This window comes from uncultured Desulfovibrio sp., from assembly GCF_944324505.1.
Taxonomy (GTDB): Bacteria; Desulfobacterota; Desulfovibrionia; order Desulfovibrionales; family Desulfovibrionaceae; genus Desulfovibrio.
On the sequence record NZ_CALUWO010000011.1, the window covers coordinates 34,520 to 58,511 of the forward strand.

The window sequence follows — 23,992 nt, forward strand, 5'->3', positions numbered from 1 at the left end:
CCGGCATCAGTCTGCGCCCGGGAACAAAAAAGGCACCCCCCGTTGCGGCGGCTGGGGGGGTGCCGGTATTCTGCCGGGGCAGGTCGGCAGAAAGCGGGAGACTAGAGGGCAATTTCGCCGAACTGTTCCTCGTACTGCTGAATGGCCTGGGCCAGGGCGGCAGCCAGGCGCTTGGCGCTGTGGGGCGTCATGCCCAGGCGCAGCTGAGGCTGCACGGCAAGCACGGGGCCCTGCTGGTCGCGTTCCTGCTGGCTGACGCAGGCCGTGAGCAGCACCTCGCCTGCGGCGAAAGTGGTCTGAAAGGCATTGGCATAGGTGGTGCGCATGCCGGGGGCGGGCAGCAGGGCTACGCGCACCTGTGCGGGATCGGCCTGTGCGCTCTGGTCAGGATAGGCGCTGTTGGCAGGGGTTTTTTTCAGGGCGGGCATGGGGAACCTCGTTATTTTTTGGCGGGTTTGGCGCCGGATTTTTCTGCCGTGCCGCTTTGGGCGGCCTGGTCGGGCGTCTGGCTGCGGATGGTCACGGTGGGCAGCTCCGCAAAGGTGACGCTGCCGGCATCCATGAGGCGGAGGATATCCGCGGTGATGTCCACGCTGTCCGGCGCGTCCAGCACATTCTGCCGGGCAATGACAATGGCCTCTCCCTTCTGGGCGCGCCAGGATGCGATCTGGGCCAGCATGTGCTGGCTGACCACGTTGCGGGCGGCGGCGCGCTCCACATCCAGCTGGCGTTGCAGCAGGGCCAGGCCCTGGCGCAGTTCCTGCTGGCGTTTTTCTTCGGGGTGTTTTTTCAGCTCTTCCTGATAGGCGGCCAGGCCCTTTTGCAGAATGTCCTGGACCTTTTGCACATGGTCATTGGCCTGCCCGGCGGCCTTGGACTGGGTGAGGATGCGCTCCACATCCACGCAGACCACAGGGGGCCTGCCGCCGGTGTCCAGGCATCCGGCCAGCGGCAGGGCAAGCAGCAGCGCAAGGCCGGGCAGAAGGGTGGCAAGACGGGGCATGAAAACTCCTTTACGGGGCATGAAGTGTGCCGATTGGCGTGCCCCGGCAGCAAGACGGATGGCGGGGAAGGACAAGGCCGGTCTCCGGAAGGGGAAAGGCCGGCCCTGTCGGCATTTCCGGCGGAACGCCCCGCGCGTCCCGCCGGAGAGGGGAAGGCAAGCGCAGAAGGAGCACCGCCCCGGCCTGCGGGGCAGTGCTCCTCTGGTATGGGTTAGAACTCGTAACGGAAGGAACCGAACAGACCATGGCCAGTGCTGTTCTGGCCGGCCTGCAGGGTGTAGTTCACGCCGATGCTCATGTTTTCATTGCCCAGTTCCAGACCGATGCCACCCTGCCAGGTGAGATAGTCCATCATCTGGGTTTCCACTTCATAGCTGCCGGGCAGGCCGGTGAACGCCACGTCATGCTTGGCCTCGATATCGCCGGCCGCCGGGATGACGGAGAAGTCCACACTGGGGGTAAAGGCCCAGCCGTTGCCCATCTGGAGGTCCTTGCTGAAGGTGATGCCCACAGGGAAGGTCCAGATGTCCTGGTGGAAGCCGTCGGCTTCCAGCAGGGTGCCGCCGCTGCTTTCCACATCATAGCCCCAGGTATTGAGGCTCATGTAGCGCACGCCGATGTGCGGGATGACATCCAGCACGCTGGTTTCCAGCTTGTATTCGGCACGCACGCCGGCGGAAAGGGCGCTGGCCTGCACGTCCGCTTCCAGATCGCCCATGCCCATGCGGCCGTCCATATCCTGGGACAGGTCGTTCCAGGTGCTGGTGTAGGCCACATCAGCCATGAGGCCGAAGTTCTGGTAGTTCCAGCCCACGTAGGCGCCCAGGCCCCAGAAGTTCATATTGTTCTGGGTGCTGCTGAGGTCGCCGCCGGAGGATTCGGCATAGCCGCCGCCGATGTTGAAGGTGATACCGGCGCGGATGGCGTTTTCAAAGGTGTAGTCCGCACCCAGGGAAACGCCGCCCAGGTTGCCGTTGAAGCCGTAGTCCATATTGCCGGCTTCCATGCTCCAGCCGTGCATGTTCTGCCACAGGGGCGCAATCCACAGGGCAAAGCCGGTGGTGTTGCGGTCCACAATCTTGCCTTCGGCATCCATGGCCTGGATGCCGTCAGCCGGATTGGCAAAGCCCAGACGGTTGACCACGGCATTGGTGGCCGCATCGGACGCCATCTTGGTCATCTGCGGCACGGCGCCGGCAAAGGCCATGCGGGCCGCGCTTTCGATGGTGGAGGCAGCGGCGTCCTTGTCCGCGCCCAGGTAGCGATTGTCCGTGGCACGGCTGAGGAAGCGCACACCCATGTCAGGGGAGTCCACGTTGTTGAGCTGCTGGCCATACAGGGTATTCACCGCATCGGCCATGCCGTCGCTGAGCTTGGGGAAGACCGTGGCGGCGTCGTTGCGGGTGGCGGATACCGTAACAGTAGTGGGAGAACCTGTGGCATCCGTAAACGCCGCATCACCCAGCGAGACCATGTCCGTGGTGGAGCTAACACCCTTCCAGCCGTCGAGGGTGGACCCGCCCGTATTCACATTGCCCACGATGGTGTAAGTTTGCCCGTTCACGGCATTAGCGATCACCAGCTTGGCGCCGCTCTGGACGTAGAGGTTCTGGTTACTGGCGTCAAGAGTAATGGCCGCCGCCGTGCCGTTGATGGTATTGCCGTTGACCACCAGCAGGGAGTCAGTGCCGAAGTAAGCGCCCTGAGATACCGAGCCGCCACTGATCTCGCCAGCCTCATTGACATTGGCATCCACGACGATTTTGCCAGTGCTGCCAAGCGTAAGGTTCTGCCCCAGAACCAGTACAGACTGGTTGGCCCCCACGGTGAAGTTGGGACCAACAGATATCCCGGCCGTCTCCATGGCCTGGCGCATGTCCGCTTCCGACATGCCGCCGATATTGACGGTGGAACCGGCGCCCACCAGCAGTTCCGTACCGAACGTGCTAGCCACGTTGCCAATATTCACATAGGCAGGATCCACAAACATGGTGCCGCCCCCGGCCGTGAACTCGCCGATCTGCATGATGCTGTCCAGCACGTTGACCTGGGAGTTAGCCTCCATGGTCAGGGCATCGATGGCGTACTGGGAAGTTCCTTCCCCACCGCCGTTGGCGTTGAGCGTGCCGCCATTGGTAACCGTTGCTTTCGCCAGCGTCAGGCCCTGATCCTGCGTGTTGCCGGCAAGGCCCATGTTCAAGGTGGCGCTGTCAACAGTGACAGCGGTTGCCACGGCCTCTCCCTCGGCCACAACACCGGTGGAACAGCCTTCGCCACCAGTCAGGGTGATGTCGGAGTTGTCAGTCACTTTGAGGGTGACAGTCGCGGCACCCTCCGTACCGGCGATTTCCAGCCCCTTGGCGGTGAATTTGCTGCTGTCGGCGATAGTAATGGTATCGGCCGCCAGGAGTTCCTTGTCCTCAGTGTTGTCGTCCTTGTGAACGACCGAGACAATCTTATCTGGCACAGAGTCGATTACGTTTTCAGAGGATGTAGCAGCGTCGCTAGGTTTCTCTGTTGCCTCCACCACAACGGGAGCCATGGTGATGGTAACTTCATTGTCGTTTTGCGCCGCCCCCACGACCAGGTCCTGCGTGTCATTGAGGGCAAGGCTGGCATTGAGGAAGTTCAGGGTAGCACCTTCCGTGCCCTGGCCCAGCAAATTTTTCTTGGCAGTGGCATATTCATCTGCCGTGTAGTCGTCGTCAAACCAGCGCAGATTCAGATTGCCCTTGGTCCCGACGATGTTGGTGTCGCGGATGCCGTTGGTCGTGTTGGTCTCCAAGCCCTCTGTAAGGAGCAGACTGGCGTCCGCCACAAAGGTACCGCCGTCGATGGTCAGGCTGCCACCGTCGATGGCCAGTGTGCTACTGCTGGACATGTCCAGCGTGCCACCCGTCAGGGCCAAGTCCTGTGCAAGTTTAAGCGTTCCGTTGGCAACGCTGATGTTGCCGGCGCTGGTGTTTCCAGACTTGGTCATCGAGAAGGTGTGCCCGCCAAGATCCATGGCGACCGTGCGGTTAGAACCGATATTGAAGGCTTTATTGTTAAGAGTGCCAGTCTCACCAGAGTAATCTTCTGTCAAGGAAAGTTTTATATTGGCGCCATCGCCAAGGTAATGCAAAGCTGTCGGGTCGGAGAATGTGCCTCCAGTAATGAAGTTTTCGCAATGCTGGCTATATATTTTGCCATTAAAGGTGCCATTTGTTATAGAAATATTTACATTATCTTTGTAGCCAGCACCTGTGTTCTTACCTCCAGTATGATCGGCTTCATATATGGCATATATGCCATTAAATGTTCCGCCTGTTATATTAACATTAATATCTTTTTGTGTTGTGTGCTGGCTGATGGCCAAGGCTGCTCCATATACGGTGTTTCCATTACCACTATTACGTGTTAAAAATTCATCATTGTTACCAGTAATAGTTCCACCAGATATATTTACATCACCACTTCTCATTTCGATAGCGCAAGGACCAATAATAGTGCCATCTGAAATGTTAATAATTCCTGCCTGTGGATGATATATTGCTGTACCACCAGTGCTTTCTATAAGCCCACCGTTGATATTTATTTCTGTTCCATCTTGTCCAGCTCCGTTTCCCGTTATTGCATAAACACTGCTGCGTATTGTGCCGTCATTTATTGTTACTTTTGCCGTCCCACCGTCTGGCCATAGGAATATGGCAGTAGGTGTTCCGCTGCCAGTTGCTTCAATTGTACCAGAATTTATTATAACTTCAGCTGTATTTCCTAGGCTAGACATTATGTCTATACACATGTCATTTGAAGATATTTTTCCAGAAGATGCAGAATCGTTTATTTCTAATTTTCCATTTACAATGATAGCTTTGTCTGCTCCAGTGTTGATGTTGTATCCATTCAATTGAATATTAGAATTTTCGCCTTCAGCAATCTCAATTTGTGTATTATAATCCGAGCTAAGACTATAGTCCGCCGCCCCCGCAATTCCGGCGCTGCCCATGACCAGCATGCCAGCCACAGCCAGCGAGCCGAAGGCATTGAGCAGGTGGCATTTCTTGAGTACTGCCTTGTAGCGATTTATCAGATTTCCTATGGCACCCTTGGTCAGTTGCATACAACCTCTCCCGAAATTGCGGCACGGCCGCACGGCGTCCAGCGCGGGCGGCTGCCAGATGACGACAGGGCCGCCCCGTGCAGGGCATCGGCAAAAAGATATACAGATTTCATACTGTTACTGATAGCCTGCACGGGGAGCGGCATTGCTTTCCAGAGTGTGGGCGGTTATTATGCTCCCAGGAAATGTATTGGCTCAAAATATCGCCCACACCTCTTTAGTAGAACAAAATCTCAGTCAAGTAAACAAAATTATGACTATTTGTTTGTTTTTTATTGTTACTGGTTGATTTTCTGTTCTTTTTTGGAGGAGGGCAAGGATGAAGAAATATGCAGAAACTGGGAGAGCGGATTCGTCAGGTCCGCGGCCGCATGTCACAGGAGGCATTTGCTGCCCTGCTGGGCATCAGCAAGGGCGCCCTGGGAGGATATGAACGGGGCGAGAACTGCCCCAATGTGGAGGTGGTGCTGGCCATTTGCCGCATATGTCATGTGGAAATCGGCTGGTTGCTGACCGGAGAACAGTCAGCCGAAGGACCGTCGGGCGGCACTCCCGCCAGAACGGGGGTGCAGGGAGGGGATTTTGCGCCGGCGGCATCTTGTACGGACGAAAATATGTACAGACTGGAACAGAATTTCGCCGAAGAATCGGTGCGGAAGGCTGCGCCGTCCGGCCAGGAAAGCGGGAAAAAAGAACGTTTTTCCGTTCATGCCGCCAGGGGCGCAGAGCGGGGAAGGGCGGTTTCGTCGCGCCCTGCGGCAGGGGCGGAAAATGCGGGGCAGCAGTGCGGTTACTGCACCTGGTTGCAGGAGCAGCTCATGCGGCTGGAAGAGGAGCGCCGGGACCTGAACAGGGAAAACAGGATACTGTGGCAGAAAAATGCCGATCTGTCCGTGCGCCTGGCCCGTCTGGAACAGTCCGTGGAAAAGCGGTCCGACAGAGAGGCCGTGCCCATATCACCGGGCTATGTGTCCGGCAGACGGGGCCTGCATGAGGAGCCGCAGTCCAGCGGAGGACGGCGCCTCTTTTTCCGGGACTGAAGGCAGAAACACTGCATGCAGAAAACGCCTTCTGCCGGAGCAAAAGGCGTTTTCTGCCGCGCTGGCGGCACAGGAGCGGCCATGCCCGCCAAGGCGGGATGCCGCCGTGGTCGGCTAGTCCAGGGCGGAAGAACCGCGGAAGCTGATGTCCACGATTTCGTAGGTCACGCGGCCGCGGGGAATGTCCACGCTCACTTCGTCCCCCACTTCCTTGCCCAGCAGGGCCTGGCCCACGGGCGACAGGAAAGAGATGGACCCCTTGGCGGGGTTGGCCTCATCCGGGCCAAGGATGGTGAAGGTGCGGCTTTCTTCGGTATCCACGTCTTCCACTTCCACCGTGGCGCCAAAGATGACCTTGTCGCCGGAGAGCTTGTCCAGATCAATGACGGTATAGAGGCCCAGGCGGGATTCGATGTACTTGATGCGGGCTTCGGTCATGCCCTGGCGTTCGCGCGCGGCGTCATAGCCCGCATTTTCGCGCAGGTCGCCTTCCTCGCGCGCTTCCTTGATGGCCTGGATGATGTGGGGGCGTTCGCTCTTGAGGCGCGCCAGCTCCTCTTCCAGTCGTTTGTAGCCCAGGGTCGTAATGGGAATATTGGTAACGGCCATACTGTCCTTCCTTGGGCGCGTCATGCGCCACCATTTGTCGCCGTGCGGCGAAAAGCATTCCGTATGCGACATCCTGCGGCTGTCGCACAATCCGCAAAGGTGCCTTGCAAGGCTTGCATGTCCCGTGAAGAAAAAAACGAAAGCCGTGCGCGGCGTCAGGCGGGACGTTCCGGCACAGGCCAAAAAGAATGTCCGCCGGCAGCAGCGGACTTTGTGCCATTTGCACCGTTTAACTATAGCCCTTCGGTGAAGGGGGGTCAAGCCCTCCTGCCTGCGGGCTTGCGGCTCGGCAAAAGTGCGTATAGACTTTGGGCAATATCGTTCCCACCGATCCTGCTGTGAGGCATCATGAAAAAGTATCTGCGCTATCTCGGTCCGGTGCTCATCACTGGTCTGTTTGTGCTGGCCATCTATCTTCTGTATCAGAAGCTCAGGGCCTACAGCCTGGAAGAAATCCGCCTCAGCATCGAGCAGGTCTCCTACGCCAGCATTGCCCTTTCCATCTTTCTGACCATCATCAACTATATCATTCTGGTGGGCTATGACTGGCTGGCCCTCAAGGCTATTCACAAGTCGCTGCCGCTGCCGCGCGTGGGGCTGGTTTCGCTGGTGGGGCAGGCCGTGAGCTACAATTTCGGGGCGCTGCTGGGCGGCACCACCGTGCGTTACCGCTTTTATTCCGCCTGGGGCTTTTCCCTGTCCGAAATCGTGCGCCTGGTGCTCATGCTGGCCGTGACCTTCTGGGTGGGCGCCCTGGGCCTGAGCGGCCTCATCTTTCTTGTAGCGCCGCCGGTGATTCCTGATGAACTGCTGGCCAGGATGCCCATCAAGGATATCCGCATTCTGGGGGTGCTGCTGCTGTCCATTGCCCTGACCTATCTTGTGCTCTGCTTCCGGGTGCGCAAGCCTGTGCACATCTTCGGCAAGGAATTTGTGTTTCCGTCGCCGCGGCTGGCCGTGGCCCAGATGGTGGTGGCCGGGGTTGACCTGGTGGCCGCTGCCGCCTGCATGTACGTGCTGCTGCCCGGCGATCTGGGCATCAGCTTTGTGGAATTTCTGCCCGGCTACCTCATGGCGCAGGTGGCCGTGGTGCTGACGCACATTCCCGGCGGGGTAGGGGTGTTCGAGCTGGTCATCCTGCACCTTACCCACACGCCGCGCGAGCAGGTGGTCTTTGCGGCCGTGCTGCTGTTCCGCCTTATCTACTACATTCTGCCGCTGCTGGCGGCGGCCGTGCTGCTGGCCGTTTACGAGGCCCGCCAGAGCCGCAACATGCTGCGCGATGCCGGGCGCTGGCTTTCCGTGTTGTCACATTCCATTTCCGCCTATCTGACCTTTGCGGGCGGGGCCATTCTGCTCATTGCCTCCACCCTGCCCATCCGGCCCGAAACCCTCCAGAGCATGGCCGGCATCCTGCCGCGCTGGCTCATGGGGCTGGGGCACTGCGCCTGCGCCATCTCGGGGGCGGCGCTGCTCTTCCTTTCCTATGGGCTGGAACGGCGTCAGCGGCGGGCCTATATCATGGTGGTCTGCTTCTTCCTGCTGGGCATGGCGGGTTGTCTGCTCAATGCCTTTTCCTGGGGTGCTGCGCTCATGGTGCTGGTGCTCTTTCTGGCCGTGGTGCTGGGGCGGCGGCGCTTCTACCGCTCGTCCTTCTTCTGGGAAGAAGCCATCCCCGCCTACTGGCTGGGTGGAGCGCTGGGCATGCTGGCCCTCAACATGGCCCTGGGCTGCTTTGTGTACTTTCCCCGCTGGAACCGGGCGGAAACCTGGGGATTTGATCAGGCATTCAATGCCCCGCACGTGCTCCTGGGCCATGCGGGCATTCTGCTGCTGGTGCTGGTGTCGTGGATATGGCGCGTGAATCTGCGCAGGCGGCAGCGCCGGCGCACGGAGGGGCTTTCGTCGGGGCAGGGCAGCCGGCACGGCTAGCGCACCCGGTACGTAACAGGACGCAAGGGGGCGTTCGCGGCAGACGGCGCGGGCTGCCCCGTTTTTTTGCTGTGCCGGTCGGTATCCCTGCTGTCCTGCGCTGTTGCCCGGCTGCTGTCCGGCCGTGCCGTCCGCTCCTGTGCCCCGGCAGCGCCGACGCGCACAGGGCAGCCCATTGGCAGGCAGACCGGTCTGCCCGTTCCCCTGAACGGCGGAGGGCCGGTCGGCTCAGGCCGTGAGGGTCGCTGCCTCCTGGCGCAGGGCGTCCAGCAGGGCCGGGGTCAGCACTTCCGGCAGATGGGGGATAAGCCGGCCCACCGGCGTATCGGGCTGCGGCGCGCAGTGTGCCGCCAGGTAGCGGGCCGTGCGACAGGCGGCAAGACAGGCCGCGCACAGGGGCCAGCCGGCCGCCGCAAAGGCCGTGACCAGGCCGGTGACAATATCGCCGGTACCGCCGATGCACTCCATGGCCGGCACCGAGGGGCTGTCCACCACGGCGCGTACCGTTCCTTCGCAGACCACATGATCCGCCGCGCCCTTGATGAGCAGATGGCGCGGGCAGTTGCCGTGCGCCAGCACCCGCCGGAGCAGGGGGGGAATATGCTGTTCCTCAGCCAGCAGAAAGCCCCGCGTGTAGAAGGGATGGGGAGCGTTTTCATCGGCCAGAAAGGCCAGTTCGCCCACATCGGGCGTGAACAGGTCGTAGGCGTCGGCATAGCCGCTCATCTTGGCTGCGTACATAAAGCCCGCGTCCGCCAGCAGCAGGGGCGGGGACGGCAGGTCCTGCAGGGCCATGAGCACGCGGTTGTGCCAGTCTACATCCGGGAAGAGATAGTGAAAGGTCAGGCCGTGGGGGGCCAGGGCGGCTGCATGTTCCGTGAGCCAGGCATAGAGCTGGCGGCTGCCGTCGCCGCTGCCCCTGTCGCCGGCCAGCAGGGCACGGGGAGCTTCCGCCCCCAGGGCGGCACAGGCCAGGACGGCCGTGGCGGCCAGGGCCGCCGTGCCGCGCTCCACGGGAACGCTGCGCCCGTCGGGCAGACACAACTGGTCGCCCTGCACCCGCAGAGGGCCTTCCGGCAGGCACAGGGACATGTCCGCATCGGGAATGCTGCCGGCTATGCACCACATGACAGTTGCCTCCTGGCTTCGTCAAAGGCTTTTTGCAGGCTGTAGCAGCACAGGGTCTGCCCCAGGCTCAGGGGAGCAGGGGCCGTGTCCAGAGCCTGGCCGCACAGGCAGCGCGCCAGCCAGGGCACGTCGGGACAGCCGCCCCCGGAAATATTGACAATGCGCCTGTCCCGGCAATCCACGGTAATCTTCATATTGGCGGCGCGCACCATGAGCCAGTGGTCCAGGCGCTTCACCTGATAGAGCGAAACCGGCTCCAGCAGGGTGTCCGCCGCGGCCACCATCTGTTCCGGTTCCAGATGGTGCCGTTGCAGGCAGTCCCGCACGGCGGCCTGACGTAGCAGGGGAAATACCACCACCATGTCGCAGCCTGTCTGCAACTGCGGCGGCGGCCCCTTGACCTCTACCGGCAGCCCGGCTTCCCGCAGCAGCCGTTCGGCCCGGATCACATCGCCCGTCTGGGCAAAGACCAGGATGCCCTGCTCGGTATGCGGGGCGTGACGCGGGGCAAGGGTTGGGAGGGCTTCCCTGCCGCGGGAACGCAGACGCCGGAAAAGGGAAAGCATGCACGCACCTCCTGCGTGACGGCGGCCCCGGCAGACACGCCACCGGGGCCGGCCGGCTACTTGTGGATTTCCAGGCGGAAGTCCGTGCCCTCCGCAGTGGAGGTCACGCTGAAGCCGCTGTTGCGGGCGGCCCGGCTCACATTTTCGTTGCTGGCGTCATTGTCCACCAGAACGGTGAATGCCGCATCGGGATGGGCCTTGACCGCGTTGAGAAAAAGCAGCACCGGCTGCGGGCAGGACAGCCCGCGGGCATCAATGAGTTCAGCCATTAGGCACCTCGCTTGCAGTTGAAGAATCCGATGGCCAGGCAGACGGCCAGACCACCCAGCGCGCCCAGCATGCCATGCGGGCCGATGCCCGTGGCGCTGGACGCCAGGCCGAAGTTGTGCGCCACGGCCGCGCCCAGGATGAGGCCCACCACAAAGACGGCGGCGTCATTGTCCCCTTCGCCGGCCATGAACAGCTGGCGCCCGGGGCAGCCCCCGGCCAGGGCAAAGGCCAGACCGGCCGTCACCATGCCAAGGAAGTTCCAGAGCGATTCGGTATGGGCAATGGGCTGGCCGGCCATGCCGGGATGAAAGCCGCCCAGCAGCACGTTCAGCAGCAGGGCGCAGGCCAGCATGGCCAGCAGGCCCGCGGCCAGGTGCCACTGCCGGAACAGCAGAACGTCACGAATGGCGCCCATGGTGCAGAAGCGGCTGCGCTGGGCCAGCGCGCCCACCACCAGGCCGGCGGCCAGCGAAAGCAGCACCGGGGCATGGGCCGCGCCCGGTCCCTTGAGCGAATAGAAGAGAACGCCGCTCTTGTCCTGTCCCGGTATCTGTGGATCCACAAAGAGCAGCACCAGCAGCGCCGCCATGATGCCGGGCAGCACGAGACCGCTGGCCGGGGACTGGCGCTGGCTGCGGCCCAGCGAAAAGCCCTGGCGGAAGAACAGGGTGCCGATGCCCACGCCCACAATGAGGCCGGCCAGGCCGAAGAGGGCATTGGCGTCGCCGCCGGCCAGGCGCATGATGACGCGCCACGGGCAGCCCAGGAAGACCAGGGCGCCGATGGCCGCCACCATGCCCAGCAGCAGGCGCACGATGGGCGAGGAGCCGCCGCGGGCGCGGAATTCGCCGAACAGCAGGGAAGCGCACATGGCCCCCAGCACCATGCCGATGATTTCGGGCCGCAGGTACTGCACAATGGCCGCGCGGTGCAGGCCGATGGCCCCGGCGATGTCGCGGTTGAAGCAGGCCACACAGATGCCCATGTTGCCGGGGTTGCCGTTTTGCTGCAACAGGATGGCAAGGGCGCCCAGCACCAGACCGGTGACCACAACGCCCGCTGTGGTGGAGAAGAAATTGGAACCAGCCTTCATGAAACCCCCTTTGATGGTTAGCACACGGCAGCAACCGTGCGTGCGCACGCCGGAATACCGACAGGGGACGAAAGGCGGTCAGAAGGGCCGGAAAACGAAACCGCCGTGCTGACGCTTTCGTCCGATGACGCCCCACTCCGTGGGACGACGGAAAAAACGTCAGTTACGAGACGGCATTTGCGCTTCCTCCAGAATTGTGCCGTGCCGGCCGGCCCCACCCTCAGGGCCGGTGCACCGCAATGGAAATGACCATAAAAAAGAGCGAGAAAACGGTCAAGGGGGGCAGGCAAAAGCGACACGCCGCCATTCCCCGCACGGGCAAAACGGCCCGGCAGAGGGGGGGCGGCATCAGGCTCGGGACGGCTCCGTCAGGCTCGGGATGGCTCCGCCTGGGCAAGGCGCACTTCATCCACGCCGTCGCGCTCGTGCAGCAGCACGTCCACGCGCTCGCTGCGGCGGGTATCCAGGCGGCGGCCCACATAGTCGGCATGGATGGGCAGCTCGCGGTGGCCGCGGTCCACCAGCACCAGCAGTTCCACCACATGCGGCCGGCCGTAGTCCAGCAGGGCTTCCAGGGCGGCGCGGATGGTGCGCCCGGTATAGAGCACGTCATCCACCAGAATGATGGTGCGTCCGTCCACCGGCAGGGGAATGTGCGAGCGGCCCATGTGGGGCTTGCCCTCGATGCTGGTCCAGTCGTCGCGGTAGAGGTTGATGTCCAGGGTGCCCAGGGGCACTTCGCGTCCCAGCTTCTGCGAGAGCAGGGCAGCCAGACGGGCAGCCAGGTCGGCGCCACGGCGCTGAATGCCCACCAGCAGCACCTCGTCGCAGCGGGCATGCCGCTCAAGCACCTGGCTGGCCAGGCGGTCCAGGGTGCGGGCGATTTCTTCCTTGTCCAGAATGACTCGGGCCATGTTGTTTCCTCCTGGTGGCGCGGATTGGCGCGATGAATGCGCGGGAAAAATAGCCTTTTTTCCGGCGGTTGAAAAGACGTTTTGCCCCGGGCGCATTGACAAGGGCAGACGGGGGACTTACATCTGTCACACCCAAACTTTCAGGAGGGAGCCATGCTGACGCTTAGTGAACGGGCTGTCAAAGAACTCAATGCTTTTTTTGCGGACAGGGAACGCTCTGCCATTCGCGTTTACCTGACGCCGCCCGCCTGCGCCGGTCAGGAACTGGTGCTGGCGCTGGATACCCCCGATGAAGAAAAAGACCACGTGCTGGAAGTGGAAGGCTTCCAGTTCTGCGTGGATAAGGAACTCATGGAAGCCATGCAGAGCGTGTCCATCGATCTGACGCCTCTGGGCTTCGAAGTGACCCCTGCCGTGGAACTGCCTGCCCTGAACAGGGAAGGCAGCTGCGGCAGCTGCTGCGGATCCTGCGGTACCAATCATTAACCACCCCTGATGGGAGAAACCATTCATGATTACTCTGTCTGATGACGCCCGTCGAGAGCTTGAAGCCTACTTCGACGGCAAGGAACGCAAGACCATGCGTCTTTTTGTGGCGGCCGGGGGCTGAAGCGGCCCCCGCATGGCCCTGGCTCTGGATGAGTCCAAAGATTCCGATGAAGTGATTGAAGAAGGTGGCTTCACCTTCTGCATCGACAAGGAACTGCTTGCCCAGGTGAAGAAGGTATTCATTACCTTTACCTACATGGGCTTTACTGTGGATACAGAACAGCCGCTGCCCGGTACGACAGACGGGGGCAACTGCGGTTCCTGCTCTTCCTGCGGATCTCATTAATCCCTTCTGTCCCGTACGTGCTCAGGCGGAAGCGGAACGGCCGTTTCCGCCGCGTTCTTCGGAAAGCGCGGTCTGTGGTCTGCCGTCTTGGGCAGGCGAAGACGCCGGACAGGGGGCGGCATGATGCCGGAGCGCAGCTTTCCCGGGCCTTGACAGAGAATGCTGCCGCCCCCGTGAGCGGGGGCGGCAGGCAATGGTTCTGGCCATATTCCCCGTAACCTCATTGACTGGAGCAACTATCCATGATTACCCTGTCTGATGAAGCCCGCCAGGAGCTTGAAGCCTATTTCGACGGCAAGGAAAGAAAGACCATCCGCCTTTTTGCCACCGCCGGAGGGTGCAGCGGTCCCCGCATGGCCCTGGCTCTGGATGATGCCAAGGATTCGGACGACGTCATCGTGGCAGAGGGCTTTACCTTCTGCATTGACAAGGAACTGCTCGCTCAGGTGAAGAGCGCCTCCATCACCATGACCTACATGGGCTTCACGGTGGATACGGAAGAACCGCTGCCCGGCGCCATGGAAGGCGGCAGCAGCTGCTGCGGTTCCTGCTCTTCCTGCGGTTCCCACTAGTTCTTCCCGCGGAACGGACGTTTGGGGCGGAGGCGGCCTTGTCGCTTCCGCCATTTCTTTTGTATCCCTGCCGTGGGGGCAGGCATGCCGCCCGTCTGCCATCATGCAGGCGGACTGCCGGAGAGGGGCGGAAAACGGAGCATGGCATCGGAAAAACTTCTTTCCTTTCTCAAGGCGCCCGCGGGGCAGTGGCAGATGGAGCGCAGCGGTCTGGTCACGCGCTGCCGTCTGGCTGCCGAGGCCCTGGCCGAAGGGCGCAGCAGCGTGCTGCTGGCACGCCATCGTGACGAACTGAACGCCGCCCGCGCGCTGGTTTCCCTTTTTGTCCCGTCGCTTTCCGTGGAGGATCAGCCCCTGGCCCGTCCCCTGTGGGAAAATCCCTGCCTGGCGCTGCCCGGCGGCATTTCCCTGCGACAGGGGCGCGATGTCTGGGCGCTGCGCATGGCCGTCTTCTACGGCCTGCGGCACAGCGGCGCCCACTGCCTGGTGGCCAGCGCCGAAAGCCTGCTGCTGCGCTACATGCCCGGAGACTTCTTTGCCGGCAACAGCATCACCCTGACGCGGGGCAGCGATCTTGCCCCGGAACTGGTGCTGGACCAGGCCGTGGAATGGGGCTATCAGCGCGTGCCGCTGGTGACCCATCCCGGCGACATGGCCCGGCGCGGGGACATCCTTGACATTTTTCCGGCAGGGTACAGCCGTCCGCTGCGGCTGGAATTCTTCGGGGACACCATCGACGAGATGCGCCTTTTTGACGCCGAAAGCCAGCGTTCCCTGCAAACGCTGGACGAGTGTACCCTGTTGCCCGTGCTGCCCTATACCTGTGCGCCGGCAGATATGCTGCGCTGGCATGAACGCCTGGACGGCCTGTTTGCCGGCGGTCAGCTGAGCGAAAATGCGCACTACAGCCTGGGCAAGGCCCTGGATGCGGGGCGTCCGGGCATCTTTCCCGGGGTGCTGCATGCGCAGGCCAGCTGTCTGGAAGACTGGCTGCCCCCGGATACCCTGTGGCTGCTGCCCGGACAGGCGGACAGCCGCGATGCCCTGTGCGCGGCGGAGCGTCAGCTGCGGCAGGCGCTGGAAGGGGAGGATGCGGAACTGTCGCAGCCCGCGTCCCTGTGCCTGCGCCCCGATGCCGGCAAGGAACCGTGGCATGACGGCTGCCGCATCTTTGCCGAACCGCTGGTCATGGGCGTGGAGGAACAGGGCATTCCCCTGCCGGAACGCCCCCTGCACAGCTTTACCGATCTCTTTCCGCAGGCCGGCGCCACGGACCGGCCGTGGCAGCATCTTTCGGCGGCGCTCCGGCAGTGGCAGGGGCAGCGCCGTCAGGTGCTGCTCAGCTTTTCCTCGGCCCGCAGCCGCAGCAAGTTTCTCGCCCTGGCCCGGCAGGACGGCATTCTGCCGGCCCTGCGCTATGCGCCGGAGCAGCACGGTCTGTTTGCCCTGGTGTCCGGTTTCCGCGGCGGGGCGGAACTGGTCTGGGACAACAGCCTCATCCTGGGCGAGGACATTCTCTACCCCCGTGCCCAGCGCACGGCGCGGGCGCCGTCCCGGGCCTTCAAGGGCATGGACAGCTTTGATGATCTCAAGGCCGGGGACCTGCTGGTGCACCGGGATTACGGCATAGGGCGCTTTGCCGGTCTGGAGCATCTCGAGCGCAACGGCACGGGCAATGACTTTCTGCTAGTGGAGTATTCCGGCAGGGACAAGCTCTATGTGCCGGTGGACAGGCTGTCGCTGGTGCAGCGCTTCAAGGGCGGCGACGGCCCGGAACCGACCCTGGACAGGCTGGGAGGCGCCGGCTGGAGTTCCGGCCGGGAAAAGGCCCGCAAGGCCATTGAAAAAATTGCCGCCGATCTGGTGGAAATGTATGCCTACCGCAAGGTGGCCAAGGGCTTTCGCTATGACCCGCCGGGCGAGCTGTACCGCGAGTTCGAGGCCACCTTCGGCTTTGAGGAAACGCCGGACCAGGCCCGGGCCATTCAGGATGTGCTGGACGACATGGACCGGCCCGAACCCATGGACCGCCTCATCTGCGGCGACGTGGGCTTCGGCAAGACAGAAGTGGCCCTGCGCGCCGCCTTTCGCGCCGCTTCCGAAGGCCGGCAGGTGGCCATGCTCTGTCCCACCACCGTCCTGGCCGAGCAGCACTTCCAGACCTTCCGGGCGCGTCTGGCCGGTTTTCCGGTCCATGTGGGCCTGCTCAGCCGCTTTGTGTCCCGCGCCCGCATCAAGGAAACCCTGGCCGCGGCGGCGGCCGGGCAGATCGACATTCTCATCGGGACGCACCGCCTGCTGTCGTCCGACGTGAAGCTGCCCAATCTGGCCCTGCTCATTCTGGACGAGGAGCAGCGCTTCGGCGTGCGCCACAAGGAAAAGCTCAAGGCCCTCAAGAAAAATGTGGACGTGCTGACCCTGACGGCCACGCCCATTCCCCGCACGTTGCAGCTGTCCATGTCGGGTATACGGGACCTGTCGGTCATTGAAACCGCCCCGCAGGAACGCAAGCCTGTGGCCACGGCGGTGCTGCAACGGGATGATGCCCTGCTGCGCCAGGTGCTGGAACGCGAAATCGCCCGCGAGGGGCAGGTGTTCTGGGTCTACAACCGGGTGCAGGGGCTGGAGCGCGTGGTGGACTATGTGCGGCGCCTGGTGCCGTCCGCCCGCGTGGGCATGGCGCACGGGCAGATGGGCGAGGTCGCCCTGGAAGAGAACATGCACAAGTTCTGGCACGGCGAACTGGATGTGCTGGTCTGCACGGCCATTGTGGAATCGGGTCTGGACTTTCCCCGCGCCAATACGCTCATTGTGGACCAGGCACAGATGTTCGGCCTGGGGCAGCTCTATCAGCTGCGCGGCCGCGTGGGCCGCAGCGACAGGCAGGCCTATGCCTTTTTCGTGGTGCCCGATGCCGAGCATCTGTCCCAGGAGGCGGGCGAACGCCTGCGCATCATCATGGACATGGACTATCTGGGCGCCGGTTTCCAGGTGGCCATGGAAGACCTGCGCCTGCGCGGCGCGGGTAATATCCTGGGCGAAGTGCAGTCCGGTCACATGGCCCGCGTGGGGCTGGACCTGTATCTGGAAATGCTGGAAGAGGCCGTGGCGCGTCTCAAGGGCACGCCGGCCGCACTGCCCCAGGAAACGGAACTGAATATCGGCCTGCCGGCCCATATCCCGCAGTCCTATATAGAGGATGGGCGCGAGCGCCTGCGCTGCTATAAGACCTTGTCCTCGGCCGTGGACGGCGCCGCGCGCGAAGAGGCGGCCCTGGCCCTGCGCGATCGTTTCGGCCCCTTTCCGCCGGAACTGGAAAACTTCCTGGCCGTGCTGGACTTCAAGCAGTTTCTGGGCACCCTTCAGGTGCAGCGGGCCGATATTACGGCCGATCATGTGAAGCTGGTGTGGGCAGACGGGCAGACGGCCGTTTCGCCGGAACGGCTGGTGGCCCTGGGCACGTCCACACCAGGCGCACGCCTGCTGCCGCCGGCCGGCCTGTATTATCCCTTGCCGCGTTCCGGCAGCGTGGGCGACGGTCTGCGCGCGGTGCGCGCGGCACTGGAAACGGCCCGCCTGCCCGGCGCTTCGGGGCAGGGGGCGGACACACCGGCGGCCGGAGCCGCCTGTCCTGCCGGGAGGGGCGGGGCACGGTGATTGCAACTTGCCGCCTTTTGGACTACTTCTGAAAAAATTATGCCATTTACCAGCGGGGGAAATACCGTGAAGAAAGCTCTTGTGATGTTTGTATGCCTGCTGTTGCTGGCAGGCAGTGCGCAGGCGGCCCAGCTCAACAAGGTGGCGGCCGTGGTCAACGGCAAGGTCATCACCATGTTTGACCTGCAGAAGGCGGCCCTGCCCGACCTGGCCCGCGCCCGTCTCAATCCCAATGATCCCAAGCAGGCCAAGCAGGTCAATGAGGTGCTGCGCAAGGCCCTGGATATGCTCATTGTCAATATTCTTGTGGAGCAGGAGGCCCGGCGCCTGGGCGTGACGGTGAGCGACAGCGAGGTGGATCAGGAACTGGTCAGACTCATGCGCGAGCGCCGCCTGACCCGCGCCCAGTTCGAGGAACAGCTCAAGCGGCAGAACCTTTCGCTGGCGGACCTGCGCGAGACCTTCGAGCGCAACATCCTGCGCCAGAAGATCATGGGCATGCAGGTGGGCCGCAAGGTGGTGGTGACCCCCGAGGAAATCCGGGACTACTACGAAAAGCACAAGAACGAGATTTTTGACCGCAAGGGGCTGCACATGGGGCTGCTGGTCTATCATCCCAATGTCAATGCCTCCAGCATTGCCGCGCAGATCCGTTCGGGCAAGATGAGCTTTGCCGAGGCGGCCCGCAAGTATTCCATCGCGCCCAACAAGGAAAAGGGCGGCGACATGGGGCCGGTGGAATGGGACAGGCTCAATGAGGAATTTGCGGAAAAGCTCGGCAAGATGCGCCCCGGCGACGTGACGCCCATCTTTACCATCCAGAACAGGTTCAAGGCACAGATGGCCCTGTTCCGTCCCGGGCAGACCGGCCCGGACAAGCCCCTGACCCTGGAACAGGCCACGCCCATCATTGACGGCATCCTGCGGCAGCCCAAGGCCATGGAACGCTTTGACGAATATGTGAGCCAGCTGCGCAACCGCGCGGTCATTGACATTCGCCTGTAGCCTGACGGCAGGGGGAAAGCATGAATCTTGAAGAACTGGGCGTTGCGCTGCGGGCCGAGCGCGAGGCGCGCGGCCTGAGTCTGGACGAAGTGGCCGACAGGCTCAAGATCAGTGCGCGTCATGTGCGGGCGCTGGAAGAGGCCGATGAGGCGTCGCTGCCCCATCCCGCCTATGCTAAGGGCTTTCTGCGGGCCTATGCCGGCCTGATGGGTCTGGCGCAGGGCGAGCTGGACGAGGCCCTGAAAAGCCTGAGTCCGCAGGAAAACATCACCCCGACGCAAACGGTCTACATGGCGTCCGCATCCCGGCATTCCCGCTTGTCTGGCCGGCTCCTTTCCCTGCTGCTGGCCCTGCTGGTCATTCTGGGCGGACTGTATGCCCTGTGGAGCAGCGGTCTGCTGCAACGGGGCATGGAGATGATCCTCGGCGAGTCCTCCACCGTTTCCCAGGTGGCGCGGCCCGCCGGTCTGCCCGAAACGGACAGGATGGAGCCGGAGGCCGAAGCGCTCCCCGTGGTGCCCGTTCCCTCGCTGCCCCAGGCTGCGCCTGCACCGCAGGCCATGATCGCCCCTTCTTCTTTGATGGAAACGGCCGCCGCCGTGGCGGCGGAGCCTGACGCAAGGCCCGCCATGGCGGGCCTTGCGGCCGCGGAGACGGCCGACGCCGCGTCGCCGCTGCCGGCCGAAAATCCGCAGGCAGATGCGAAAGCGCCTGCTGCCGCGGCAGCGCCGGCGCTGGCGGATGGGCTGCATCAGGTGGAACTCATTGCCACGGGGGCCTGCTGGGTGCAGGCCCATGCGGACAAGCGGCCTGCCCGGCAGTTTTCCCTGAACAAGGGCAGCTCCGTCACGCTGACGTTTGAAGAGCGGCTTGACCTGCGGCTGGGCAATGCGGGGGGCGTGCGCATCCTGTACGACGGGGAAGAACAGCCCTCTCCCGGTGCGGCAGGGCAGGTGCGCAATCTGGTTTTTCCGCCCCGGTCCTGACAGGAGGCGTAGCCCCGCCGTCCAGAAAGGGCAGCGCGGGCGGGTAGTATGGAATGGAACGAACAGGCCCTGGTGCTGCGCATGGGGCCGTTTCGCGAGGCAGACATCTGGCTGCGCCTGCTGTGCCGCCGGCGCGGCATGCTCACGGTCTTTGCCTTTGGCGGCAGCCGCAGCCGGCGCCGCTTTTGCGGCTGCCTGGATGTGCTGAATACCTTGCGCTGCCGCATCCGCACCTCGCGGGACGGCCGCTTCATGAATCTGGAAGAGGCCAGTCTTGTGCAGGGACCGCAGGCGTTGCGCGGCAACTGGCGGCGCATGGGGCTGGCCACCAACTGTCTGCGCTTTCTGGAGGCCCTGGGCGTGGGCGAAGAGGCCGCGGCCGAGGCCTTTGTCCTGCTGGAAGACCTGCGCGCCACCCTGGAGACGCAGCCGGAGCTGCCCGGCCTGCTGCCGTTGTTTTTTCGCCTGCGCCTGGCGGCGGTGCTGGGCTTTGGCCCGCGTTTCACCCGCTGCGACCGGTGCGGGCAGAATCTGGACGAGGGAGCGCTTTTTGCGGTGGACGAGGGCATATGCCTGTGCCGGCACTGCGCCGCAGCCAGGGAGAGCATCAACCGCTACGGCGTCTGGATTCCGGGGCAGGGGCTTGACCTTTTGTCCCGCGTGCAGCAAGAATTTCCTTCCCGGTGGCCTGCACAGGCCCTGCCGGGAGAGGTGCGCCGGGCCTGTGCCCGCGCCATTGACGGGTTTGTGCAATACCATCTGGGACTGGCCTGGGAGGGCAGGTATTTCCGCCGCGTATAGCGCTTTTCCCGGTACGTTGGACATGCCGTGGGGGCATGTCATGGCAATACAAAAGGACAAGGCATGTATTTTCAGGACGTTATCCTCACCCTGCAACACTATTGGGCAAAGCAGGGCTGCGTAGTGGAACAGCCTTCGGGCGTGGAGTGCGGGGCCGGTACCTTCAACCCCAATACCTTCCTGCGCGTCATCGGCCCCGAGCCGTGGAACGTGGCCTATGTGGAGCCGTCGCGCCGGCCGACGGATGGTCGCTATGGCGAAAATCCCAACCGTCTCCAGCGTTATTTCCAGTTTCAGGTCATTATGAAGCCGTCGCCGGAAAATATTCAGGAACTCTATCTGGGCAGTCTGGCGGAACTGGGCATTGATCCCGCCTGCCACGACATCCGTTTTGTGGAGGACGACTGGGAATCGCCCACCCTGGGCGCCTGGGGCCTGGGCTGGGAAGTGTGGCTCAACGGCATGGAAGTGAGCCAGTTCACCTATTTTCAGCAGGTGGGCGGCATTGATCTTTCGCCCGTAAGCGTGGAACTGACCTACGGGCTGGAACGCCTGACCATGTATCTGCAGGGCGTGGAATCGGTGTATGACCTCAAGTGGAACGAGAACGTCACCTACGGCGACATCTATCACCAGAACGAGGTGGAGCAGTCCCGTCACAATTTTGAGGTGAGCAATGCGGAAATGCTGCTGCGCCATTTCAATGATTTTGAAGGGCAGTGCAAGGCCATGCTGGAGCTGAACCTGCCGTGGCCTGCCTATGATTACTGCCTGAAGTGCTCCCATACCTTCAATCTGCTGGACGCGCGGGGAGCCATCTCCATCACCGAACGCACCGGCTATATCGGCAGGGTGCGCGCCCTGGCTGCGGGCGTGGCCAAACTGTATGCGGCCCAGCGCGAGGAAATGGGCTATCCCATGCTCAGGGGGGCAAAGTAATCATGGCGACATTTGTTCTTGAAATCGGCAGCGAAGAACTGCCTTCCCGTTTTCTGCCCGTGGAGGAGGCCGAGCTGGCTTCCCGTTTCCGCAGTGCGCTGGATGAGGCTGCCGTGGAATACGGCGGCATGCGCGTCATGAGCACGCCGCGCCGCGCCGTGGTCATTCTGGACGGGGTGAACCCCGTGCAGCAGGCCCGTGAAGAGGAAATTGCCGGTCCGCCGGTGCGTGCGGCCTATGGCCCGGACGGGCAGCCCACGCGGGCGCTGGAGGGCTTTGCCCGCACCCACGGCCTGAGCGTGGACGATGTCTACCGCATCCAGACCGAAAAGGGCGAATACGTGGCCGTCAAAAAGCGCACGGGCGGGGCTGCCGTCCGGGAGCTGCTGGCGGGCATCTGTCCGTCCATCATCACCTCGCTGCCCTTTGGCAAGCGCATGCGCTGGGGCAGCCATGCCCTGGCCTATGCCCGCCCCCTGCGCTGGATTCTGGCCCTGCTGGATGACGAGGTGGTGCCCTTTACGGTGGGACCCGTCACATCCGGCCGGGAAACTTTCGGGCACCGTATTCACGGCGCCGGTCCCTTCAGCGTGGCGCAGGCGTCCGACTATCTGCACATCATGGCGGAGAAGTGCGCCGTGACCGTGGACCCGGCCAGCCGCCGGGACATCATTGTGCAGGGCGGCAACGCGCTGGCGCAGGCGGCCGGGGGCAAGGTGCTCTGGCGTGACGCGCTGCTGGAAGAGGTGCAGGGCCTTGTGGAACACCCCGTGCCGCTGCTGGGCGACTTTGACCCGGCCTATCTGGAAGTGCCGGCCGAAGTGCTGCTGACCAGCATGGAAAGCCACCAGAAGAGCTTTGGCATCCAAGGGCCGGACGGGCGGCTCATGCCGCATTTTCTGACCGTGCTCAACCTCACGCCCCGCGACCGGGAAGTGGTCAAGCATGGCTGGGAACGCGTGCTGCGCGCCCGTCTGGAGGATGCGCGTTTCTTCTGGCATCAGGACCTGCGCGATACCTTTGTCAACTGGCTGGAAAAGCTGGAACATGTCATCTTCATTGCCCGTCTGGGCAGCATGGCCGACAAGACCCGCCGCTTGGAAAGTCTCTGCGGCTGGCTGGCCGGCAATCTGGGGGACAGCCGTCTGTCTCCTGAAGAGGCCGCCCGTGCCGGGCGACTGTCCAAGGCGGACCTGGTCAGCGGCATGGTGGGCGAATTTGACACGTTGCAGGGGATCATGGGCGGCATCTACGCCGAGCGCAAGGGCGAAAGCCCGGCCGTGGCCCAGGCCCTGCGCGAACAGTACCTGCCTGCCGGTCCCGACTCGCCGCTGCCGCAGTCGCTGGGCGGGGCGCTGCTGTCGCTGGCCGACAAGGCCGATACCCTGGCCGGCTGCTTCGGCCTGGGCATGATCCCCACCGGCGCCGCAGACCCCAACGGCCTGCGCCGCTGTGCGCTGGGCATTATCCGCATCACGCAGGAATTCGGTCTGGCCCTGGATGTGCGCCAGCTCTTTGCCCGTGCGCAGGAACTGTACGGCGATCGCCCGTGGAAGCTGGCCCCTGCCGAGGCCCTGGACCGGCTCATGGAATTCTTTACGGCCCGCCTGCGCAATTTCTGGCAGAGCCATGGCGAGGATACCCTGCTGGTGGATGCGGCGCTGGGGGCTGGCTATACGGATGTGCCTTCCTGCGCGGCCCGGCTGGCGGCCCTGCGCGACTTCAGCCGCCAGGACGGCTATGCCCAGGCCGTGCAGACCTTCAAGCGCGTGGCCAATATCCTGCGCAAGCAGGGCGGGGAAGCCGCCCTGCCCGCCGTGTGGGATGCCGGCCTGCTGCGGGAAGCGCCGGAAAAGGCCCTGGCCGCCACGCTGGATACGCTGCTGCCGCGCCTTGATCAGGACTGGCAGCAGGGCGATTATGCCGCGTTGCTCACGGCGCTGGGAGAAGTGCGCCCCATGGTGGATGCCTTTTTTGACGGCGTCATGGTCATGGCCGAGGATGCGGCTCTGCGCACCAACCGCCTGGCCATGCTCAATGCCCTGGGGTCCCGCTTTGCCCGACTGGCAGATTTTTCTGCCTTGCAACTGTAAAAAAAAAATTGTTGACAGGTGCACGCGGCTGGGATAAATACCGGTGTTCGCAACGAGGAATTATCCTGCCGCGTGCAGGTCAACTTTTTGGAGGAATATCGTGGCTAACCATAAGTCTGCCATCAAACGTCACAAGCAGAGCCTGCAGCGCGCCGTCCGCAATCGCGCCGCCCGCACCCGCGTGAAAAACGCCATCAAGGAAGTGCGTGCCGCCATTCAGAACAAGGACAAGGCGCAGGCCACCACGGCCCTGAGCGCTGCCGCTTCCGTGCTGGCCAAGGCCGCGGGCAAGGGTGCCCTGCACTGGAAGAAGGCGGCCCGCAAGGTCTCCCGCCTCTCCCGCGCCATCAACGGTATTGAGGCTGCCTAGTTTTCTGGTGTTATCTTGATTTGCCCCACGCGCTCGTAGCTCAGCTGGATAGAGCAACAGGCTACGAACCTGTAGG

22 protein-coding genes are annotated in these 23,992 nt (G+C 63.1%); 13 read left to right on the forward strand and 9 right to left on the reverse strand.

Annotated elements, in window-relative coordinates; genetic code table 11:
- Window positions 1-101: 101 nt before the first annotated feature.
- The 3 genes from Q0J57_RS09780 to Q0J57_RS09790 all read right to left on the reverse strand — a co-directional run bounded on the left by Q0J57_RS09780 (window position 102) and on the right by Q0J57_RS09790 (window position 3,984).
- Window positions 102-428 (reverse strand): DUF3467 domain-containing protein, encoded by a 327-nt coding sequence (locus Q0J57_RS09780; RefSeq protein WP_297219736.1) that lies wholly within the window; start codon window positions 426-428, stop codon window positions 102-104.
- A gap of 11 nt (window positions 429-439) precedes the next feature.
- On the reverse strand, window positions 440-1,003 hold the full coding sequence (locus Q0J57_RS09785; RefSeq protein ID WP_297219738.1) for an OmpH family outer membrane protein: 564 nt from the start codon (window positions 1,001-1,003) through the stop codon (window positions 440-442).
- Between the two features lie 212 nt (window positions 1,004-1,215).
- On the reverse strand, window positions 1,216-3,984 hold the full coding sequence (locus tag Q0J57_RS09790) for an autotransporter domain-containing protein (protein ID WP_297219740.1): 2,769 nt from the start codon (window positions 3,982-3,984) through the stop codon (window positions 1,216-1,218).
- A gap of 706 nt (window positions 3,985-4,690) precedes the next feature.
- Here Q0J57_RS09790 and Q0J57_RS09795 point away from each other — a divergent pair.
- Window positions 4,691-4,897: a hypothetical protein gene (locus tag Q0J57_RS09795; protein ID WP_297219742.1), complete on the forward strand. Its 207-nt coding sequence runs from the start codon at window positions 4,691-4,693 to the stop codon at window positions 4,895-4,897.
- Window positions 4,898-5,435: 538 nt separating this feature from the next.
- A complete protein-coding gene (locus Q0J57_RS09800) occupies window positions 5,436-6,146 on the forward strand; it encodes a helix-turn-helix domain-containing protein (protein ID WP_297219744.1) in 711 nt (236 codons plus the stop codon).
- A gap of 114 nt (window positions 6,147-6,260) precedes the next feature.
- On the opposite strand, the gene greA is transcribed toward Q0J57_RS09800, so the two are convergent.
- Window positions 6,261-6,755: a transcription elongation factor GreA gene (gene greA, locus Q0J57_RS09805; protein ID WP_297219746.1), complete on the reverse strand. Its 495-nt coding sequence runs from the start codon at window positions 6,753-6,755 to the stop codon at window positions 6,261-6,263.
- A gap of 348 nt (window positions 6,756-7,103) precedes the next feature.
- Here greA and Q0J57_RS09810 point away from each other — a divergent pair, with 348 nt between their 5' ends.
- Complete coding sequence (locus Q0J57_RS09810; RefSeq protein WP_297219748.1) at window positions 7,104-8,687, forward strand: lysylphosphatidylglycerol synthetase family protein; 1,584 nt, start codon at window positions 7,104-7,106, stop codon at window positions 8,685-8,687.
- Window positions 8,688-8,915: 228 nt separating this feature from the next.
- Here the strand turns inward: Q0J57_RS09810 and Q0J57_RS09815 are convergent, their stop codons facing one another.
- From Q0J57_RS09815 to pyrR, 5 genes are all read right to left on the reverse strand, one after another.
- A complete protein-coding gene (locus Q0J57_RS09815; RefSeq protein WP_297219750.1) occupies window positions 8,916-9,815 on the reverse strand; it encodes a sugar kinase in 900 nt (299 codons plus the stop codon).
- A complete protein-coding gene (locus Q0J57_RS09820; protein ID WP_297219751.1) occupies window positions 9,803-10,381 on the reverse strand; it encodes a DUF3343 domain-containing protein in 579 nt (192 codons plus the stop codon). The genes Q0J57_RS09815 and Q0J57_RS09820 overlap by 13 nt, the downstream gene beginning before the upstream one ends.
- 56 nt (window positions 10,382-10,437) lie before the next feature.
- Window positions 10,438-10,650, reverse strand: a complete 213-nt coding sequence (locus Q0J57_RS09825; protein WP_297219753.1) for a sulfurtransferase TusA family protein — start codon at window positions 10,648-10,650, stop codon at window positions 10,438-10,440.
- Window positions 10,650-11,744: a YedE family putative selenium transporter gene (gene yedE / locus Q0J57_RS09830; protein ID WP_297219755.1), complete on the reverse strand. Its 1,095-nt coding sequence runs from the start codon at window positions 11,742-11,744 to the stop codon at window positions 10,650-10,652. Before yedE ends, Q0J57_RS09825 begins: the two co-directional genes overlap by 1 nt.
- 368 nt (window positions 11,745-12,112) lie before the next feature.
- On the reverse strand, window positions 12,113-12,658 hold the full coding sequence (gene pyrR / locus Q0J57_RS09835; RefSeq protein WP_297219757.1) for a bifunctional pyr operon transcriptional regulator/uracil phosphoribosyltransferase PyrR: 546 nt from the start codon (window positions 12,656-12,658) through the stop codon (window positions 12,113-12,115).
- A 153-nt stretch (window positions 12,659-12,811) separates the two neighbouring features.
- On the opposite strand from pyrR, the gene Q0J57_RS09840 reads away from it, so the two are divergent.
- From Q0J57_RS09840 to rpsT, 10 genes are all read left to right on the forward strand, one after another.
- Window positions 12,812-13,144, forward strand: a complete 333-nt coding sequence (locus tag Q0J57_RS09840) for an iron-sulfur cluster biosynthesis family protein (RefSeq protein ID WP_297219759.1) — start codon at window positions 12,812-12,814, stop codon at window positions 13,142-13,144.
- A gap of 25 nt (window positions 13,145-13,169) precedes the next feature.
- Entirely contained in the window at window positions 13,170-13,493 is a 324-nt protein-coding gene (locus Q0J57_RS09845) for an IscA/HesB family protein (RefSeq protein WP_297219761.1), read from the forward strand.
- A gap of 242 nt (window positions 13,494-13,735) precedes the next feature.
- Window positions 13,736-14,065, forward strand: coding sequence for an IscA/HesB family protein (locus Q0J57_RS09850; protein ID WP_297219763.1), 330 nt, complete (start codon window positions 13,736-13,738; stop codon window positions 14,063-14,065).
- A 141-nt stretch (window positions 14,066-14,206) separates the two neighbouring features.
- The gene (gene mfd, locus Q0J57_RS09855) at window positions 14,207-17,722 is read left to right on the forward strand and encodes a transcription-repair coupling factor (RefSeq protein ID WP_297219765.1); all 3,516 of its coding nucleotides are present in this window, start codon (window positions 14,207-14,209) and stop codon (window positions 17,720-17,722) included.
- Between the two features lie 66 nt (window positions 17,723-17,788).
- On the forward strand, window positions 17,789-18,727 hold the full coding sequence (locus Q0J57_RS09860; protein ID WP_297219767.1) for a SurA N-terminal domain-containing protein: 939 nt from the start codon (window positions 17,789-17,791) through the stop codon (window positions 18,725-18,727).
- 20 nt (window positions 18,728-18,747) lie between these two features.
- The gene (locus Q0J57_RS09865) at window positions 18,748-19,713 is read left to right on the forward strand and encodes a helix-turn-helix domain-containing protein (protein WP_297219768.1); all 966 of its coding nucleotides are present in this window, start codon (window positions 18,748-18,750) and stop codon (window positions 19,711-19,713) included.
- 48 nt (window positions 19,714-19,761) lie between these two features.
- Window positions 19,762-20,514 carry a DNA repair protein RecO C-terminal domain-containing protein gene (locus tag Q0J57_RS09870; RefSeq protein ID WP_297219770.1) on the forward strand — a complete coding sequence of 251 codons (753 nt, stop codon included), beginning with the start codon at window positions 19,762-19,764 and terminating at the stop codon, window positions 20,512-20,514.
- 63 nt (window positions 20,515-20,577) lie between these two features.
- Window positions 20,578-21,453, forward strand: coding sequence for a glycine--tRNA ligase subunit alpha (gene glyQ / locus Q0J57_RS09875; RefSeq protein ID WP_297219772.1), 876 nt, complete (start codon window positions 20,578-20,580; stop codon window positions 21,451-21,453).
- Window positions 21,454-21,455: 2 nt separating this feature from the next.
- Entirely contained in the window at window positions 21,456-23,546 is a 2,091-nt protein-coding gene (gene glyS / locus Q0J57_RS09880) for a glycine--tRNA ligase subunit beta (RefSeq protein ID WP_297219774.1), read from the forward strand.
- Window positions 23,547-23,646: 100 nt separating this feature from the next.
- Window positions 23,647-23,916 carry a 30S ribosomal protein S20 gene (rpsT, locus tag Q0J57_RS09885; RefSeq protein WP_297219776.1) on the forward strand — a complete coding sequence of 90 codons (270 nt, stop codon included), beginning with the start codon at window positions 23,647-23,649 and terminating at the stop codon, window positions 23,914-23,916.
- Window positions 23,917-23,992: the final 76 nt, after the last annotated feature.

Bases quoted from the DNA above. Each gene is read 5' to 3' on its own strand.
- Q0J57_RS09780 (WP_297219736.1), bottom strand. From the start codon at position 428: ATGCCCGCCCTGAAAAAAACCCCTGCCAACAGCGCCTATCCTGACCAG.
- Q0J57_RS09785 (WP_297219738.1), bottom strand. From the start codon at position 1,003: ATGCCCCGTCTTGCCACCCTTCTGCCCGGCCTTGCGCTGCTGCTTGCC.
- Q0J57_RS09790 (WP_297219740.1), bottom strand. From the start codon at position 3,984: ATGACCAAGTCTGGAAACACCAGCGCCGGCAACATCAGCGTTGCCAAC.
- Q0J57_RS09795 (WP_297219742.1), top strand. From the start codon at position 4,691: ATGGCAGTAGGTGTTCCGCTGCCAGTTGCTTCAATTGTACCAGAATTT.
- Q0J57_RS09800 (WP_297219744.1), top strand. From the start codon at position 5,436: ATGCAGAAACTGGGAGAGCGGATTCGTCAGGTCCGCGGCCGCATGTCA.
- greA (WP_297219746.1), bottom strand. From the start codon at position 6,755: ATGGCCGTTACCAATATTCCCATTACGACCCTGGGCTACAAACGACTG.
- Q0J57_RS09810 (WP_297219748.1), top strand. From the start codon at position 7,104: ATGAAAAAGTATCTGCGCTATCTCGGTCCGGTGCTCATCACTGGTCTG.
- Q0J57_RS09815 (WP_297219750.1), bottom strand. From the start codon at position 9,815: ATGTGGTGCATAGCCGGCAGCATTCCCGATGCGGACATGTCCCTGTGC.
- Q0J57_RS09820 (WP_297219751.1), bottom strand. From the start codon at position 10,381: ATGCTTTCCCTTTTCCGGCGTCTGCGTTCCCGCGGCAGGGAAGCCCTC.
- Q0J57_RS09825 (WP_297219753.1), bottom strand. From the start codon at position 10,650: ATGGCTGAACTCATTGATGCCCGCGGGCTGTCCTGCCCGCAGCCGGTG.
- yedE (WP_297219755.1), bottom strand. From the start codon at position 11,744: ATGAAGGCTGGTTCCAATTTCTTCTCCACCACAGCGGGCGTTGTGGTC.
- pyrR (WP_297219757.1), bottom strand. From the start codon at position 12,658: ATGGCCCGAGTCATTCTGGACAAGGAAGAAATCGCCCGCACCCTGGAC.
- Q0J57_RS09840 (WP_297219759.1), top strand. From the start codon at position 12,812: ATGCTGACGCTTAGTGAACGGGCTGTCAAAGAACTCAATGCTTTTTTT.
- Q0J57_RS09850 (WP_297219763.1), top strand. From the start codon at position 13,736: ATGATTACCCTGTCTGATGAAGCCCGCCAGGAGCTTGAAGCCTATTTC.
- mfd (WP_297219765.1), top strand. From the start codon at position 14,207: ATGGCATCGGAAAAACTTCTTTCCTTTCTCAAGGCGCCCGCGGGGCAG.
- Q0J57_RS09865 (WP_297219768.1), top strand. From the start codon at position 18,748: ATGAATCTTGAAGAACTGGGCGTTGCGCTGCGGGCCGAGCGCGAGGCG.
- Q0J57_RS09870 (WP_297219770.1), top strand. From the start codon at position 19,762: ATGGAATGGAACGAACAGGCCCTGGTGCTGCGCATGGGGCCGTTTCGC.
- glyQ (WP_297219772.1), top strand. From the start codon at position 20,578: ATGTATTTTCAGGACGTTATCCTCACCCTGCAACACTATTGGGCAAAG.
- glyS (WP_297219774.1), top strand. From the start codon at position 21,456: ATGGCGACATTTGTTCTTGAAATCGGCAGCGAAGAACTGCCTTCCCGT.